At 73.9% G+C, this 15,253-nt stretch carries 13 protein-coding genes; all 13 read right to left on the bottom strand.

From position 1 onward, the window contains the following. Positions 1 to 101: 101 nt before the first annotated feature. On the bottom strand, positions 102 to 830 hold the full coding sequence (locus AB0Q96_RS26835) for a GPR1/FUN34/YaaH family transporter (RefSeq protein WP_365329749.1): 729 nt from the start codon (positions 828 to 830) through the stop codon (positions 102 to 104). Positions 831 to 843: 13 nt separating this feature from the next. Then, positions 844 to 2,727 carry an amidohydrolase gene (locus AB0Q96_RS26830; RefSeq protein WP_365329747.1) on the bottom strand — a complete coding sequence of 628 codons (1,884 nt, stop codon included), beginning with the start codon at positions 2,725 to 2,727 and terminating at the stop codon, positions 844 to 846. Beyond that, positions 2,724 to 3,680 (bottom strand): alpha/beta hydrolase, encoded by a 957-nt coding sequence (locus AB0Q96_RS26825; protein WP_365329746.1) that lies wholly within the window; start codon positions 3,678 to 3,680, stop codon positions 2,724 to 2,726. The genes AB0Q96_RS26830 and AB0Q96_RS26825 overlap by 4 nt, the downstream gene beginning before the upstream one ends. A 47-nt stretch (positions 3,681 to 3,727) precedes the next feature. Then, positions 3,728 to 4,570 (bottom strand): alpha/beta hydrolase, encoded by an 843-nt coding sequence (locus AB0Q96_RS26820; protein WP_365329745.1) that lies wholly within the window; start codon positions 4,568 to 4,570, stop codon positions 3,728 to 3,730. Between the two features lie 158 nt (positions 4,571 to 4,728). Further along, positions 4,729 to 6,168, bottom strand: a complete 1,440-nt coding sequence (locus AB0Q96_RS26815) for an NAD(P)/FAD-dependent oxidoreductase (protein WP_365329743.1) — start codon at positions 6,166 to 6,168, stop codon at positions 4,729 to 4,731. Then, complete coding sequence (locus AB0Q96_RS26810; protein WP_365329741.1) at positions 6,168 to 6,746, bottom strand: DNA starvation/stationary phase protection protein; 579 nt, start codon at positions 6,744 to 6,746, stop codon at positions 6,168 to 6,170. Before AB0Q96_RS26810 ends, AB0Q96_RS26815 begins: the two co-directional genes overlap by 1 nt. A gap of 100 nt (positions 6,747 to 6,846) precedes the next feature. Then, positions 6,847 to 7,356 (bottom strand): DoxX family membrane protein, encoded by a 510-nt coding sequence (locus AB0Q96_RS26805; protein ID WP_365329739.1) that lies wholly within the window; start codon positions 7,354 to 7,356, stop codon positions 6,847 to 6,849. A 5-nt stretch (positions 7,357 to 7,361) separates the two neighbouring features. Next, entirely contained in the window at positions 7,362 to 8,024 is a 663-nt protein-coding gene (locus tag AB0Q96_RS26800) for a hydrolase (protein WP_365329737.1), read from the bottom strand. 297 nt (positions 8,025 to 8,321) lie between these two features. Continuing rightward, positions 8,322 to 9,545 carry a glycosyltransferase gene (locus tag AB0Q96_RS26795; protein ID WP_365329735.1) on the bottom strand — a complete coding sequence of 408 codons (1,224 nt, stop codon included), beginning with the start codon at positions 9,543 to 9,545 and terminating at the stop codon, positions 8,322 to 8,324. 130 nt (positions 9,546 to 9,675) lie between these two features. Further along, positions 9,676 to 10,326 (bottom strand): RES family NAD+ phosphorylase, encoded by a 651-nt coding sequence (locus AB0Q96_RS26790; protein WP_365329833.1) that lies wholly within the window; start codon positions 10,324 to 10,326, stop codon positions 9,676 to 9,678. Between the two features lie 35 nt (positions 10,327 to 10,361). Then, a complete protein-coding gene (locus AB0Q96_RS26785; protein ID WP_365329733.1) occupies positions 10,362 to 11,144 on the bottom strand; it encodes a hypothetical protein in 783 nt (260 codons plus the stop codon). Next, the gene (locus tag AB0Q96_RS26780) at positions 11,141 to 14,518 is read right to left on the bottom strand and encodes a CHAT domain-containing protein (protein ID WP_365329731.1); all 3,378 of its coding nucleotides are present in this window, start codon (positions 14,516 to 14,518) and stop codon (positions 11,141 to 11,143) included. Before AB0Q96_RS26780 ends, AB0Q96_RS26785 begins: the two co-directional genes overlap by 4 nt. After that, positions 14,509 to 15,156: a hypothetical protein gene (locus AB0Q96_RS26775; protein ID WP_365329729.1), complete on the bottom strand. Its 648-nt coding sequence runs from the start codon at positions 15,154 to 15,156 to the stop codon at positions 14,509 to 14,511. The genes AB0Q96_RS26780 and AB0Q96_RS26775 overlap by 10 nt, the downstream gene beginning before the upstream one ends. Positions 15,157 to 15,253: the final 97 nt, after the last annotated feature.

Here is a 15,253-nt window from a genome sequence, read left to right as displayed (position 1 = left end):
AATCGTTCGATCGTGAACGATCAGGTCGTCGGACGGCGGCCCGGGCCGCGTCCTGGATCAGCTCCTGTCCGGTCGTCAGGTGACGAGGCGGGTGGGTGCGGTCAGAGCGTGCGGCGCACGCCCGCCTGGCGTTCCAGGTTGCGCAGCTGGACGCCGAGGTCGCCCTCGACCGCGAGGTGGGCGGGGCCGCTGCGGCCGATGGGCAGGACCTGCTCGCTGCGCATGTCCTCCAGCATCAGGGCGAACGCCGTGTACATCGCGACCAGCGCCACCACCAGGCCGAGCGCTCCCGAGGTGCGCGTCAGCCATTCGGCGCCCGTGATGCCGGCCAGGCCGGTGGCCGCCCAGCGGGGCAGGGAGACCGCGATCACCAGCCACAGCGCCCGCTTGGGCCGGGTCACGGCCGCCATCAGCGCCCCGAAGCACAGGAGTGCCAGGTTGAAGACGCCGAGGACCTTCAGGCCGTCGGCCGCGCCGGTGAGCATGATGAGCGCGTACGGCAGCCAGCTGCCGGCGAACACCGCCATGAGCGTCGCCGCGATCACGTCACGGGCCCCGAAGGCCAGGACGCTCACCAGGAGTTGCAGGACGAAGGCCGGAAGCACGGTGAAGGCGACGGCGGCGCGGGCCTCCTCCCCGAAGATCCCGAGCTGGAGACAGCCCGTCATCACGGACGCGATGGCGATCGTGAAGAAGCCGAGCGGCATGGGCGAGGCGATGGGGCGGAGGTTGATCCGGGTCATCGACCGGAGGTCCGGTTCGAAACGGCGTGCCGGCACGGCCGCCGGGTGTTCGTCGCCGCCGTCGGTGGCGGGGGAGGCTGTACTCATCGTGTGGTCTCTCTCAGTGATCGAAGCAGGGGTCGACGAAGGACGGCGTCGTCTCGGGAACGGATCCGCGCGCGACGCGCCACCGGCGGTGCTGCTCGGACTCGGCGGCGGCCTCGGCCACGGCCGACGCCTGGCGGGCGCCGTTCTGGTAGCCGCCGAAGCGGGCGACGGGGCTCCACTCGGGGGCCACCGGCGGGACGGCCTCGTCGAGCCCCTCGTACTCGGCGGTCGCGTAGACGATGCGGCCGCCGACGACGGTCAGCACGGACTCGATGCCGGGGATGGCGTCCTCGGGCACGGTGAGGAAGTCGTCGGACAGGATCGCGAGGTCGCCGTAGCAGCCCTCGCGCAGCGTTCCCTTGACGTCCTGCTCGCCGGTGAGCTGTGCGCCGCCCCGGGTGTAGAGGCCGAGGGCGGTCTCCCGGTCGATCAGGTTCCCGGCCGGGTAGAGGGCCGTGCCGCCGACGGTCCGGCCGGTCACCAGCCAGTGGAGGGCGACCCAGGGGTTGTACGAGGAGACGCGCGTCGCGTCCGTGCCGGCGGCGACGGTGAGGCCCCGGTCGAGCATCGCGCGGACCGGCGGGGTGTGGGCGGCGGCCTCGGCGCCGTACCGGTCGAGGAAGGCGGAGCCCTGGAAGGACATCCGGTTCTGGACGGACAGGGCGCCGCCGAGGGCAGCGATCCGGTCGAGGCTGTCGGCGGAGACGGTCTCCGCGTGGTCGAAGAGCCAGCGGTTGCCGCCGGGGAACAGGCCCTCCGCCGCCAGCTTCTCGAAGACGGCCAGGTCGCGGCGGATCGTCTCGTCGTACGTCGCGTGGAGGCGGAAGCCCCAGCCGTTCTCCAGCAGGAGCCGGACGGCGCTCTCGAACTCGGTCTCGTACCCCGCGGCGAGTTCGGGCCGGGGCTCGGAGAAGTTCTCGAAGTCGGCGGCGGCCCATGTCAGGTTCTCGCCGGCGCCGTTGAGGCGGAGCCACTCGTCCCCGTCGCCGGGCTTGACCATCTCGGTCCAGCGCTTGAGGTCGGCGAGTTCCTGCCCGGCCGTCTGCGGGAAGAGGTGGTAGGCGATCCGGAGGGTCAGCTCCCCCGACCGGGCTAGGTCGGTGACCGTGGCGTAGTTGTCGGGGAAGTTCTGGAACCCGCCGGCGGCGTCGACCGCCGAGGTGAGTCCGAAGCGGTTGAGCTCCCGCAGGAAGTGCCGGGTCGAGGTCCGCTTGTCGGTCTCGTCCAGGGCCGGCGCCTTGGCCAGGGTCGAGTACAGGATGAGGGCGCTCGGAGCGGCGAGGAGGACGCCGTTGGGTTCGCCGTCACGGCCCCGGACGATCTGCCCGCCGCGCGGGTCGGGGGTCTCCCGGGTGAATCCGGCGGCCTGGACGGCGGCCCGGTTCATCAGGGCCGACTGGTAGAGGTGCAGGACGAAGACCGGGGTGTCGGGGGCGGCGGCGTTCAGCTCGGCGACGGTCGGCATCCGGCGCTCGGCGAACTGTTCGGCGGTCCAGCCGCCGACGACGCGGATCCACTGCCCCTTGGGGGTGCGGCCGGCCTGTTCGCGCAGCATCGCGAGGGCGTGGCGCAGGCTGCGCACCCCGTCCCAGCGCAGCTCCAGGACGTAGTTCAGGCCGCCCCGGATGACGTGCAGGTGCGAGTCGTTGAGCCCCGGGATCACCCGGCGGCCGAGGGCGTCGACGACCTTCGTTCCCGGACCGACGAGGTGGGCGAGGTCGTGGTCGTCGCCGAGGGCCGCGACCCGGCCGTCGCGGAGGGCGACGGCGCGCGCCCCGGGCCGGTCGGGGTCGCCGGTGAACACCTTGGCGTTGCGGACGAGGAGGTCGGCGTGCTCGCGCTCCCGGCGCGGGGCGGGGACGAGGCCCGCCACCGGCATGCTCGACGGCGCGGTCATGCGAGGGCCTTGCGGAGCGTGTCGGTGGCGAGACCGATGGCGAGTTCCGCGGCCCGCGTCTCGCGCAGCGCGTTCAGCATCACGAAGTCGTGGATGACCCCCTGCACCCGCAGGGTGGTGACGGGGACGCCGGCGGCGCGGAGCTTCGCCGCGTACGCCTCGCCCTCGTCGCGCAGGACGTCCGCCTCGGCCGTGATGACCAGGGCGGGCGGCAGGCCCGTGAGCTGCTCGGTGGAGGCGCGCAGCGGGGAGGCGGTGATCTGGGCGCGCTCGGCCTCCTCCGTCGTGTACTGGTCCCAGAACCACTTCATGGCGTCGCGGCGCAGGAAGTAGCCCTCGGCGAACTGGCGGTACGAGTCGGTGTCGAAGCTCGCGTCCGTGACCGGGTAGAACAGCACCTGCTGGACGAGCGTCACGTCGCCGCGCTGCTTGGCCATGAGGGTGAGGGCGGCGGTCATGTTGCCGCCGACGGAGTCGCCCGCGACGGCGATCCGGCCGCCGTCGAGGTCCTTGTGGTGCCCCTCGCGGGCGATCCACTGGGCGACGCCGTAGTTCTGCTCGATGGCGACGGGGTAGCGGGCCTCGGGCGAGAGGTCGTACTCGGGGAAGACGACGGCCGCTCCGGTGCCGACGGCGAGCTCGCGGACGAGCCGGTCGTGGGTGTGGGCGTTGCCGAAGACCCAGCCGGCGCCGTGGATGTAGAGGATGACGGGAAGCGGACCGGTGGCGCCGCGGGGGCGGACGATCCGGGCACGGACGTCGCCGGTCGGACCGCCGTGGACGGTGATCCACTCCTCGTCGACGGCGGGCAGCGGAACACCCTCGCCGCCCTGGACGCCGTCCACGGCCTTGCGGCCTTCGGCGACGGGGATCTGGTAGAGGTACGGCGGCTGGGCCGTGGCGTCCGCGAAGGCCTGGGCGGCGGCTTCGAGGACCGGACGGTTCTTGTGCATGAGGGGTTCTCCTTCGGGGGACGTGCGGGAGGGGGCGGGCCGGGGGCTCAGCGGGTCGCCCGTGCGGCGGCGAGGATCACGCGGGTGACCACGGCCGAACGGGAGACGGCCACGGCGTGCGACGCCTCCACCTCGGTGACCTGCGATCCGGCGCGCCGGGCCATCCAACGCTGGGCGGCCGGCGGGATGTTCTTGTCGGCGGTGGCGACCAGCGCCCAGGACGGGATCGTCTTCCAGGCCGCCCCGCCGGCCTTCTCCTCCAGCGCGGCGGTGGCGACCGGGCGCTGGGTCACGGCCATGACGGCCGCGTCGGCGGTGGGGACGTCGGCGGCGAACTGGCGGTGGAACTTCACCTCGTCGATGACGAGTTCGGTGCCGGTGCCACCGCCCGGCAGCGGGTACGACCGCGGGTTCACGGTGTCGCCGAGCGTGGAGCCGGGGAACTTGGCGGCGAGCTCGGCCGCGCTCTCGCCCTTGTCCGGGGTGAACGCGGCGATGTAGACGAGGGCCCGCACACGGCTGTCGCCCACCGCGGCGCCACTGATGACGGCGCCGCCGTAGGAGTGCCCGACCAGGATGACGGGGCCGTCGACGGCGGCCAGCACGCTGCGCAGGTAGGCGGTGTCCGCGGCGAGACCGCGCAGCGGGTTGGCGGGCGCCAGGACCGGGTAACCGGCGTGCTGCAGCCCCCTGATCGTGCCGCTCCAACTGGAGGCGTCGGCGAACGCCCCGTGGACCAGGACGACCGTGGGCTTGGGTTCGTGCCGGTCGGTACCGGCGGCGGCGGCCGGGACGCTCGCGGGTGCGGCGGGAGGGACGGGTGCGGCGCCGACGAGGGCGGCCAGCGTGGCCGGCAGGACGAGGGCGAGGGTACGCCGCTTGAGATGCATGAGGGTTTCCTTGGCGGGTGGTGAAGCGTTCGGGTGCGCTCGGGCGGGCGGGAGCGGGCGCCGGTGGGGCGGGCGGATGCGGGGGGGAGCGGGCGCCGGTGGGGCGGGCGGATGCGGGGGCAGGCCGATCAGGTACGGCGGCCGGGCGGGCCCTCGTCTCAGAGGCCGTACGCCTCCAGAAGCCGGAGCCAGACCTCGCTCACCGTCGGGAAGGCGGGCACGGCGTGCCGGAGGCGCTCCAGGGGGACCTCGCCCACGATGAGGACGGTGGCGGTGTGGATGAGCTCGGTCGCCAGGGGGCCGGTGAGCGTGCAGCCGACGACGACGCCGCGGGCCTCGTCGACGACCAGCTTGGCGAGACCGCGGTAGTCGTCCGCGTGCAGCGCGGCGCCGGCGACGTCGTCGATGCGGTACTCCACCGCGCGCACCGCGAGACCCGCTTCGCGTGCCGCGTGTTCGGTGAGACCGACGCTCGCGACCTCGGGACGGGTGAAGACGGCCTGCGGGGCGGCGTAACGGTCGGCTTCCGCGCTCCACGGCTGCCGGCCGCCGGTGGTGGCCGGGCGCCCCGCGGCGCGTTCGGCGATCGCCGCCGCGCAGGCGCGGGCCTGGTACTTGGCCATGTGGGTCAGCGGAGCCCGGCGGTTGACGTCGCCGACGGCGTAGAGCCAGTCGCCCTCGACCGAGGTGACCCGACAGGTGTCGTCGACCGGGAGCCAGTCGCCGGCGGGCAGTCCGACGGTCTCCAGGCCGAGGTCGGTCGTGCGCGGGCGCCGGCCCACGGCGGCGAGGACCTCGTCGCAGACGAGGGCGGTGCCGTCGTCGGTGTCCACGGTCACGGTGCGGGTGTCCTCGTCACGGGCGACGCGGACGGCCGACACCCCGAAGCGGATCGTGACGCCCAGATCGCCCAGCCCCCGGGCGACCTCTTCGCCTGCGCACGGCTCCCAGCCGGTGAGGAGCGCCCGGTCGCGGACGAGCAGGGTCACGGAGGCTCCGAGCGAGCGCCACGCGGTGGCCATCTCGCAGGCCACCACTCCCCCGCCGATGACGACGAGCCGCGCGGGCACCGCGTCGGCGGTGGTGGCCTGCCGGTTGGTCCACACACCGATCCGGTCGATCCCCTCGACCGGCGGAAGGGCGGCTGCCGTGCCGGTGCAGACCACGACCGCGCGCCGGGCCCGCAGCGCGCTGACCGTGCCGTCGGTCCCGGTCACCTCCACCCGGCGCTCACCGGCGAGCCGTCCGTGTCCCCGTACCAGCGCGATGCCCGCACCGTCGAGCCAGTCGGCCTGGCCGGTGTCGTCACCGCGCCCGGTGAAGCGGTCACGGCGGGCCAGGACGCGCGCCGGGTCGAGCGGCGCGGTGACGGCCTGCCGGGCCCCGTCGACCGAGCGGGCCGCGGCCCGGGCGGCGCCGGGACGCAGCAGGGCCTTGCTCGGCACACACGCACGGTAGGAGCACTCGCCGCCGACCGCCTCGGCCTCGACGACGACGGCGGTCAGCCCCGAGCGGACGGCCCGGTCGGCGAGGACCTCTCCGGCCGGCCCGCCGCCGACCACGACGACGTCGTACGTGTGCGCGTGCGTGGTGTCCATCAGCCGTGCACCAGCGGGGTGTCCACGAGGTGCTCGGCCAGGAACCAGACCTGCGCCTCGCCGGTACGGATGACATCGGAGACGAGCAGGTCGGCGCTGCCCTCGTCGCCCTCCCCGGAGAGCCGGGCGGCGGCGTCGCGGGCGTCGATCAGGATCCGCTCGTGCGCGTCCAGGAGCCGGGACAGCATGACGGGCACCGGCTCGACGCCGTCCGGCGGCCGGGGGATCGCGGTCAGTTCCGCGACGTGGCGCGGGTCCCCGACGGCGACGCCGCCGAGGCTCTGGACCCGCTCGGCCAGCGCGTCCACGATGGCCAGCTGGGCGTCGGCGTGCTTGTCCAGCATCAGGTGGAGCGAGTAGAAGGTCGCCCCGCGCATGAGCCAGTGGTGCTTCTTGTAGAGGGAGTGGAGGATCTGGGTGTCGGCGAGGACGCGGTTCAGGCGCTGACAGGCGTACATGCGGGTGTCGTGGCCGAGGCCGATCGGCAGCTGCTTGAGCGTGCCGAACGCCTGGGTCTCGGCGCCCTTCTGGTGCAGCAGCGGCTGGCCGCCGCCGTGGGAGGTCGTGAGGGTGTCCATCGGGTGCTCCTGTACGGGGAGAAGGGGGTGGGTGGGCCCGGCCGCCCGGTCGGGGGGTTTCGGGCGGCCGGACCCGGTCTGTGTCGCTCGCGCTCAGCGCTCAGCGCTCGGCGATCGCCGGGGCGGCGGGGGCCCGGTGCAGGACGAGCCGGGCGAGGAGTCCGCTGCCTAGACCGGCCGCGAGCGCGAGGGCGGCCCACCACAGCGGGTACGGCGTGAGGCCGAGGGCCGCGTCGAGGGACCAGGCGCCGGGGCCGGTGGCGGCGAGGGCGGCGGCGGTGCCGATGAGGACGAGCGGGTACTCGTACCCGTCGTTCTGCACCCAGAGCCCGTGGCGCCATTTCACGGTGAGGGCCACCGTCATGACGCCGACGACACCGGTCGCGGCGAGCGGGGTCAGCAGGCCGGCGGCGAGCAGCAGGCCGGAGCCGATCTGACCACCGCCCGCGGCGAGGGCGGTGAGGGCACCGCCGCGGAAGCCGTCGCCACGGAACTCCTCGGTACCGCCTTCGAGTCCCTTGCCGCCCAGGTGCCGGCTGACCTTCTGCACTCCGTGGCCGGCGACGAGCAGTCCCACCAGTAGACGCAGGATCAGAATGCCGGTGTCCACAGGGGTCAGCCGGCCGCGTGCGCGCCGATGACGCTCTGCGCGTACACGACACCCAGGCCGTAGGCGCCCGCGTGGGCCTTGACGATCTCCATGACGGCGCCGTACGTCTCCTGGCGCGCCCAGTCGCGCTGGAGCTCCAGGAGGACCTGGACCCAGGTCACCGGGACGGCGCCGGCGGCGATCATCCGCTGCAGCGCGTGCTCGTGGGCGGCCGGGCTGACGCCGCCGGAGGCGTCGGTCACGACGTACACCTCGTAGCCCTGCTCCAGCGCGGAGAGCGCGGGCAGCACCAGGCAGACCTCGGTCCACAGACCCGACAGGATGATCTTCTTGCGCCCGGTCGCCTTGACCGCCGCGACGAGCGCCTCGTCCTCCCAGGCGTTCATGGTGGTGCGGTCGATGATCTCGTTCTTGGGGAACACCTCGGCGAGCTGCGGCAGCAGGGGCCCGGAGAACGACTCGGCGGCGACCGTGGTCAGGACGGCCGGCACGTCGAACGCCTTGGCCGCCTTGGCGAGACCCACGGTGCTGTTGATGATCGCGGCACGGTCGCCGCTGCCGGTGCCGAAGAACATCTGCGGCTGGTGGTCCACGAAGAGCATGACCGCGTTGTCGGGCGTGAGCAGATCCTTGCTCGGGGCGGCCTGCACCTTGTTGATGTCGAACATGAGGGGTCCTCTCGAAGCGATCGGCAACGTGCCCGCCGCCTCGCGGCTCGGCACTCCTTCAAGCTACGAGCGACCCGAACGCCCGAGTTGACCTCCTGCGCCCAGGGGTTGGCACGACAGCGCACAACCCGTCAATGGCGAGGACCGGCACGAGGAGGGGCCCGACGCACCCTCTCCCGGAGGTACGCCGACGGCACCGGGGGCACTGCCGGGCGAACCCCACCTCCGGCCCGGGCCGCGCTGTTCCTGAGGACGAGTGGAAGCGTCGCGGCCCCGCCAGGCTCGTCCGACGAGCGGTCAGGAGGCCAAGCCGGCGAGCGCGGCGAGCACCGGCGCGACGCCGTCCTCCACGGCCAGCCCGTCGGCCAGCGCACGGGCGCGGGCGCGGTAGGAGCTGTTCTCCGTCGCCCGGCGCAGGGCCGTGGCCAAGGTCCCGGAGGTCAGGCGGCGCAGCGGCACCGCTCCGGGGGCGGTGCCCAGCGCGGTCAGCCGGGACGACCAGAACGCGGCGTCGAACTGGACCGGCACCGGAACGGAGGGCACCCCGGCCCGCAGGACGGCGCCGGTCGTGCCCGCTCCCGCGTGGTGGACGACGGCGGCAGTCCGGGGGAAGAGCAGGGCGTGCGGCACTTCGTCGACGGTCAGGATGTCGTCGCCCCCGGCCTCCAGTCCCGCCCAGCCGCGCTGCACGATCCCGCGGACCTCGGCCACGCGCAGGGCGGTGACGATCTCGCGGCTCACTCGCTCGGGATCGGGGACGGTGGCACTGCCCAGGCCGACGAAGACCGGTCGGGGCCCGGCCGCGAGGAAGTCCTCCACCTCCCGGGACAACCGCCCGGTCTCGTGCGGCCACCAGTACCCGCACACCTTCAGCGCATCGGGCCAGTCCCGGGGCCTGGGGACGACGAGTTCGCTGTAGCCGTGCAGCACCAGCCGCGTCCGCCGTCCCCGGGAGCGGACCGCCGTCGCGAGCCCGTACCGCCGCAGCGACCGCACGGCGCCTGCGAAGAGCAGGTCCACCGACGTCATCACGGCCCGTCCGCTCAGACGGTTCCCCACCACGCCCAGGGACCGCGTCCCGAGGACCGGGGCGGGAAACGCGCCCGTCGGATGCAGTGGCTGGAGATGCAGTCCCAGGGCGGGCACCGACAGGCCGTCGGCGATGGCGTACCCGAGCGGCCCCAGCGACCCGCCGACCAGCAGGACGTCACCCTCCCGCGCCGCCTCGACCAGGGTCGCCGTCATCTCGTCGACCGCTCCCCGGGCCATGGACGCCAGCCGTACGAGCTTCCCCGCGCCGGTCCGCGCCTCGTGCAGCCGGCGACCCCGCGCGGAGTGCAGTTCGGCACGAGGGTCCACCGGCAGCGGCCGGAACCGCACCCCCGACCCCGCCACCAGCGGCTCGAACATCCCGTGCGCGGCCAGCGTCACCTCGTGCCCCGCCCGCACGAGCCCGGCACCCAGACCCGTGTACGGCGCGACGTCACCCCGCGACCCCGCCGTCATCATCACGATGCGCATGCCGGCAGTGTGCCGCACCCGGACGCCCCACCACAGGAGGCTCCTACGCCACAGTGCGGGTCGCCCAAGGCGCGGGACACCGCCCGGGTGACGTCGGCGGCCACCGGCGGACTCACCGGACAGACCCGACTCACCGGTCAAGAGGCCGGGACACCTCCGCCCACAACGGGTCCAGGAGCAGGTTCAGTTCCTTGACGCCCTCCCGGGAGCCGAGATCGGCGATCCCCTGGTCCGGGACCACCTCCAGGGCCCTGCCGTGGCGGTCGTCGAACCGGTCGTGGAACAACACCAGCACGTTCTCGGGCCGGTTCCGGCGGGACTGCCACACCAACCCCATGGCATCCGGGGCCTGGGCCCTGATCTCGCTCGCCCAACGCCGTGCCTTCGCGTAGCTGTGCTCGCCGTCCAGGAGGTCGGCGTTCTGCTGGACGGCGGCCAGGTCCTTCTCGTGCACCAGTGAAACCACGGTGAGTTCGCAGGTGGTGCGCAGCATGCTCAACGACCGGCCGTGGACGGCGGCATAGGGGATGACCCGCTTGCCGCCGAGCCCGTAGGGAGTGGAGCGCAGGACGCTCTCCGCGACGGCCGTCAGGCGGCTGTGGGCCAGGTAGAGGCTGTGGTACGGGTCCAGCACGGTGCCCTCGAAACGGCCGCCGTTGAAGTGGATGTCGGCGAGGGTCGGGTTGAACTGCCCGGGTCGGTATCGGGAGTTGTGTACCCGCCACAGCTCCGTGCCCGCCGGGATCACCTCGAGGTTGGGGCGCAGTACGTCCGCGATCATGGGGAAGAACTTGATCACTGGCAGGACGGTCCTCATCACTCACCCTCCACGAGCGCGGTGGCCGCACCGACGAGTTCGTGGTCGGGCAGCTGCCCCAGCAGGGACGCGGGAGGCCCGCCCAGCCAGCTGTTGCCTCCGAACCACCAGGAGGCGGCGCCGCGCGGGTCGATGTCCGCCAGCAGCAGTCTGTTGACCTCCAGCACCACCGCGTGCGGGGTGCCGCCGCCCGCCGGGAACTGGAACTCCGGGTAGCGGTCCCCGCGTGGCGGGTCGGGCAGCCTGATCAGCTCGGCCGGCGGCGCGCCACCGCAGCGGGCCCTGACCTCGGCCGCGGAGAGGGCGGGCTCCAGTAACAGCGGGTCGCGGGCGTGGTCCGCCGTACGGCCGGAGGCCGGGGCAGGGGCAGAGGCAGAGGCAGAGGCAGGGCCCGGGACAGGATCAGGGTCCGGGTCCGGGACAGGGGCCGGCGTACGGGCCGGTTCCGGTTCCGGTTCCGGGGCGGCGGCCGCCAGCAGGTTGACCAGCGCCAACGCGTCCGTCACGGTCGCCGGACCGGGCGGCGCGGCCACCAGCCGCACCCCGTCCACCACGGCCCGCACCGGGTGGCCGAACGGCAGCGGGCGCAACGCCAGCTTGACGCCCTGGAGCGCCCTGCGGACCGCCATGGGATTGTCCGGCGGCGCCTCGGCCAGCTCGGCCAGCCGGGACAGCAGCAGGGAGTGCTGCTCCTCGTCGAGTGCCGCCCGAATGGACTCCCGGTGCTCCCTGATCAGGGCGAGCACCGGCTCCGCGGATCGTCCGCGGGCCTCCTCGTTCATGTGGTCGGTTCTCCTGTGTCCGTCGCGTTCGGGCCCGGATGCCCCTGATGGATGAAGGTGGCCCAGAGCGCGGTCCGGTCCAGGCCCGGGCGTTCCGCCTCCCTGAGCAGGTCGCCCCGGAGGGAACCCGGGTTCTCGCGGTGCGGGTCGAGCATCCACGACTGGGCGGCCCGCAGGGCGTCCACGGGGCTGAGCCCGTCGACCACCAGGTGGTGGTGGAACACCGCCATCAGCAGGGCCGTGCCACCGTCCTGGGCCAACCACCGTGACCCGACGACGTTGCGCGCGCCGGCGGCGATGAACGCGGTGGTCAGGGTCAACGCCTCGTCGTGGTCACGTTTGCCCAGGTCGGTCTGACAGGCACTCAGGACGACCAACGGCCCTTCGCTCGACTCCCGTTGGCCCTCGCGGTCGAGGATCCGGGCCACGGTCAACCGGGCTCGCGTGCCGTCCGCGTCGGCCGCCAGCTCCACGGCGGACTCGGTGGGCTGCGGGCCCGCCGATCCGTGCGAGACCAGGTGCAGCACGGAGGTTCCGTCGGCCATGAACCCCAGAACCGACTCGGGCGTGCCAGGGGGCAGCTCCTCCCCGTAGAGCGCACCGTGCACCCGGGCGTGCGGGTAGAAGACGTCCCGCAGGGCGTTCGCCTCCAGATCGGCGTAGCCCAGCTCCATCAGCGGGTCCACCACCAGTACGGGGGCGGCGGCCGGCTCTCGTGGTGCGCGCCGGACCGTACGCAGAAACTGCCCGCCGGACGCCGCGTAGCTGATCACCATGGCCTGGCAGAGCCGTTCGTGTTCCCCGGACGCCGGGAGCCGGGCGGCGTGCCACGGGACGATGCCCAGGCGCCCGCAGGGCACCAGGACGATCCGGGGAGGACAGTCCCCCCGTGCCTCGTCGACCGTCCTCAGCCGCTCGGCGATCTCGCCGAGGGCCCGCCCGACCACCTGGTAGGCCCAGTCGCACAACTCCTCCAGGGCCTCCTCCCATGCCTGGGCGGCGTCGGGATCGTTCAGGGAGAGGTCCCGGGCCGCCGCCGCGTCCACGTACCGGGCCAGCGGGCCGCCCTCGACATCGGTGAGCAAGGGCAGGGAGCCCGCCCCGGCCCCCAGCTTCGGCCCGATGGTGATCGTCAGGCCCGGCCCCTGCTCGTCCCCGGCCACCAGGTAGACGATCGCGTCCGCACCCGCCTCGGCGAGCCCGTCCGAGAGCTTGCCCATGGTGGGAATGCCGAGCAGGCCGCCCCTCTCGCGGTAGCCGAGGGTCTCCAGTGCCTCGCGGCGCACGGTGCTCGGCAGTAGGCCCGGCACCGCTCCCGGCCCGCCCGTACCGCCGGCCGCACCGGACGCCGCCCGCCATGCCTCCGCGAGGTCCTCCCGCCCGGCGGCCTCCAGCAGCTCGGGCACGGCCGAGGTTGTGGAGGCCGCCTGGAGGACCAGCGCCCGGCCCAGCTCCAGGGCGGCGAGCACCTCGTGCAGCCGGCCGTACGAGCCCGCCATCCTGGCCGCCCGGATGCCCCGGCTCGCCCCGGCACGAGCGGCGAGCAGCCCGTGCTCGGCGCCCGCCTGGAGGAGCACGTCGGCGGCGAGCGCCGTGAGCGCCTGCTCGGCGGCTGTCACCGTGGCCTCACCGACCGGGTCGGACGCGTTCCCCGTGAGCTGCGCGCGCAGGTGGTACGCCTCGGTGAGCTGCCACAGCGCATCGGCGGCGATCCGTGGGGCCTTCCCCTCCCGGACGCCCACCCGGAGCTGTTCCAGTTCGTCGATCATGGCATCGAGGGTGGCCGGGTCCCGGTGCACATCGAAGCGCACGCCGAGGGAGAGCGCGAAGGAGTAGCGGTCCTCCATCGAGGCGTCCGGAGGAGGGGGGACGCGCTCGGGGCCCGGGGGCGGCGCCTCGCCGGCGAGGGCGGCTCGGCTCATGCCGATGTCCTGCGCCCACGGTTGGGGGAGCTCGACGGCGAACGGCAGGTCACTCTCCCCGGCCCGGGTCGCGCCCCGCTCGATGTACGGCAGGGCGCGCAGCAGCGTCTCCTTGTCCCGGGTCACGATGCCGAGCGAAGCGAGGGCCGTGCCGATCGCGACGTCGACCGCGAACCGGAGCGGATCGTCCTCGGTGACGGCCGCCCCGAGGGCCTCGGCCTCGGCCACGAGCGCGTGGAGCGCGGTGGCGTTCTCGGCCTCACGGGCCGCCATCGCCCGGGTGCTGATGTCCATCGCCCGGCCCAGGACGGCGGGATCGCCCACGCCGACGGGCAGCTCGCCGCGGAGCCTCGCCAGGTGGCCGACCAGCGCGTCCATGTGGGCGCGCCCCGCCGCCACGTCCTGGTGGGTGCCGCCCACGGCCGGGCTGACGGCGAGCAGGGAGGCCCTGATGGCCTCCAGGGCCGGCGCCGCGTCCAAGCCTTCGGGCAGCGGCAGGTCCTGCGCCGAACGCAGCCTGCCGAGCAGCTCGTTGAGCGCCTTGGGGTCGCCGGTGCCCAGGACCGCTTCGAAGCCTTCACCGGCCGCGTTGACGGCGTCCAGGGCGCCGGCCAGGTTCCGTACGCCTTCAAGGGTGAGCTCCTGCCGCTGCGGCTCGGGCTCGGGCTCCGGCTCGGGCTCGGGCCCTGGGTCCAGGTCGGGCTCGGGCTCCGGGTCGGTGTCCCGCTCCCATACCGGCTGCGTGGACGCGTCGGAGTGGGGGCCCTGCGCGGCCGTCGCCCCGAACATCTGGTCCATCATCCGTCGCAGCTGATCCGCGAACGGCGAACCGGCCGGCATCATGTCCGCCAGCAGTTCGGACATCCCCTGGGGGGACGGGGACGTGTAGTGCCCCTGGGCCCGGCGCAGCGGACCGAGCAGTTGCGGCGGCAGTGGCAGTTCCACGACCTCGTCGAGCAGCGCGCCGAGCTCGACCGCCTTGGCCATCATCGCGGGGAGGCCCTCCCGCTGGAGCGCGTCGAGATATCCGGAGAGGTCCGGCGCCGCCGACAGCCCCTGCTGCGGCTGGATCGGCGAGAGGCGGAGCACCAGGAACAGCGCGGCCCACCGCTGGTCCTCCTCGGTCACCACCGCACCCAGCGTGGTCGTACGGTCCCGCGCCTCGCGCAGCAGCCGTTCGGCCCGCTCCCGGTCCGCCGCCGAGCCCTGTCCGACCGCTTCTCTCAGGGTGAGCGCACCCGCCAGCCACACCTGTACCGATCCGCGCAGGTCCTCTTCGTTCTCCAACAGGCGGGCGAGCTGTTCGAGTTCGGCGACCGATGCCTCGCATGCCTGCCGCGACACCGGTCCACCGCCCATGCCGGGCAGCTGTCCTCGCACCCGGCCGACGGCGTCCGACACCCAGGCGCGCAGGCCCTGAACGCCTCCGCTCTCCTCCCGACTCACCGGCATCCCGCCTCCCCGGGCCGCCCCGCGTGGCCCTCGACAGCTGGTGGATCACTCCCACTATGCCGATCCGGCGGGGCCGCCGCCGCCACTTCCCCGGCTTCTCCCGGCCGGTGACCGGAGTTCGCCCGGTACACGCCCAGATCGGCCCTCATCTCCCGCCGCATGTCCCGCAGTCGGGACCACAGAGCCGCGATGGCCTCCTGGGCCGCGGCCGGGGAGTCGCCCGGCCGGGGCAGGCCGCCGTCCAGCCGTCGGACCATGCCGTAGACCCCTCCGAGCCCCCGGCTGACGCCGGCCGCGTGGTCGAGCACCCGCTCCGGAAGCCGCATCTGGGCCTCCGCGTACACCTCGCGGTGCTGGTCGCGGGCGTCCGCCAGCCGCTGCCGTGCGCGCGGCGCCTCCAACTCGTCGCCAAGGGCGTACAACTGGTCGGTGAGTGCGGCCAGATAGTGCCGTCCGGAGGCGTTCAGCGCCACGTAACAGGACCACAACTCGGCTTCCTCGGCACGCCGTTCCCACAGCTCCTCGACCCGCTGCTGCTCGCGCCGGCGGCTCCGGTCGGCCGCCCGCTGGGTCAGCAGGGCGGACATCAGTGTGCCGACGACCCCCACCAGCGCAGCGGTCACCACACCGATGTCCACGCCGCCTCCTCCCGTCACATCCCCGTACCCCCTGCGTCGGTTCCCCTCTCCGTCCGCCGCCCGATCAGGGAAACACCGGTCACCCTGCCGGGTGAAG

Origin of the sequence: Streptomyces sp. NPDC093111 (genome assembly GCF_040683955.1) — a bacterium.
Taxonomy (GTDB): Bacteria; Actinomycetota; Actinomycetes; order Streptomycetales; family Streptomycetaceae; genus Streptomyces.
This window is presented reverse-complemented; position numbering and strand designations above follow the sequence as displayed.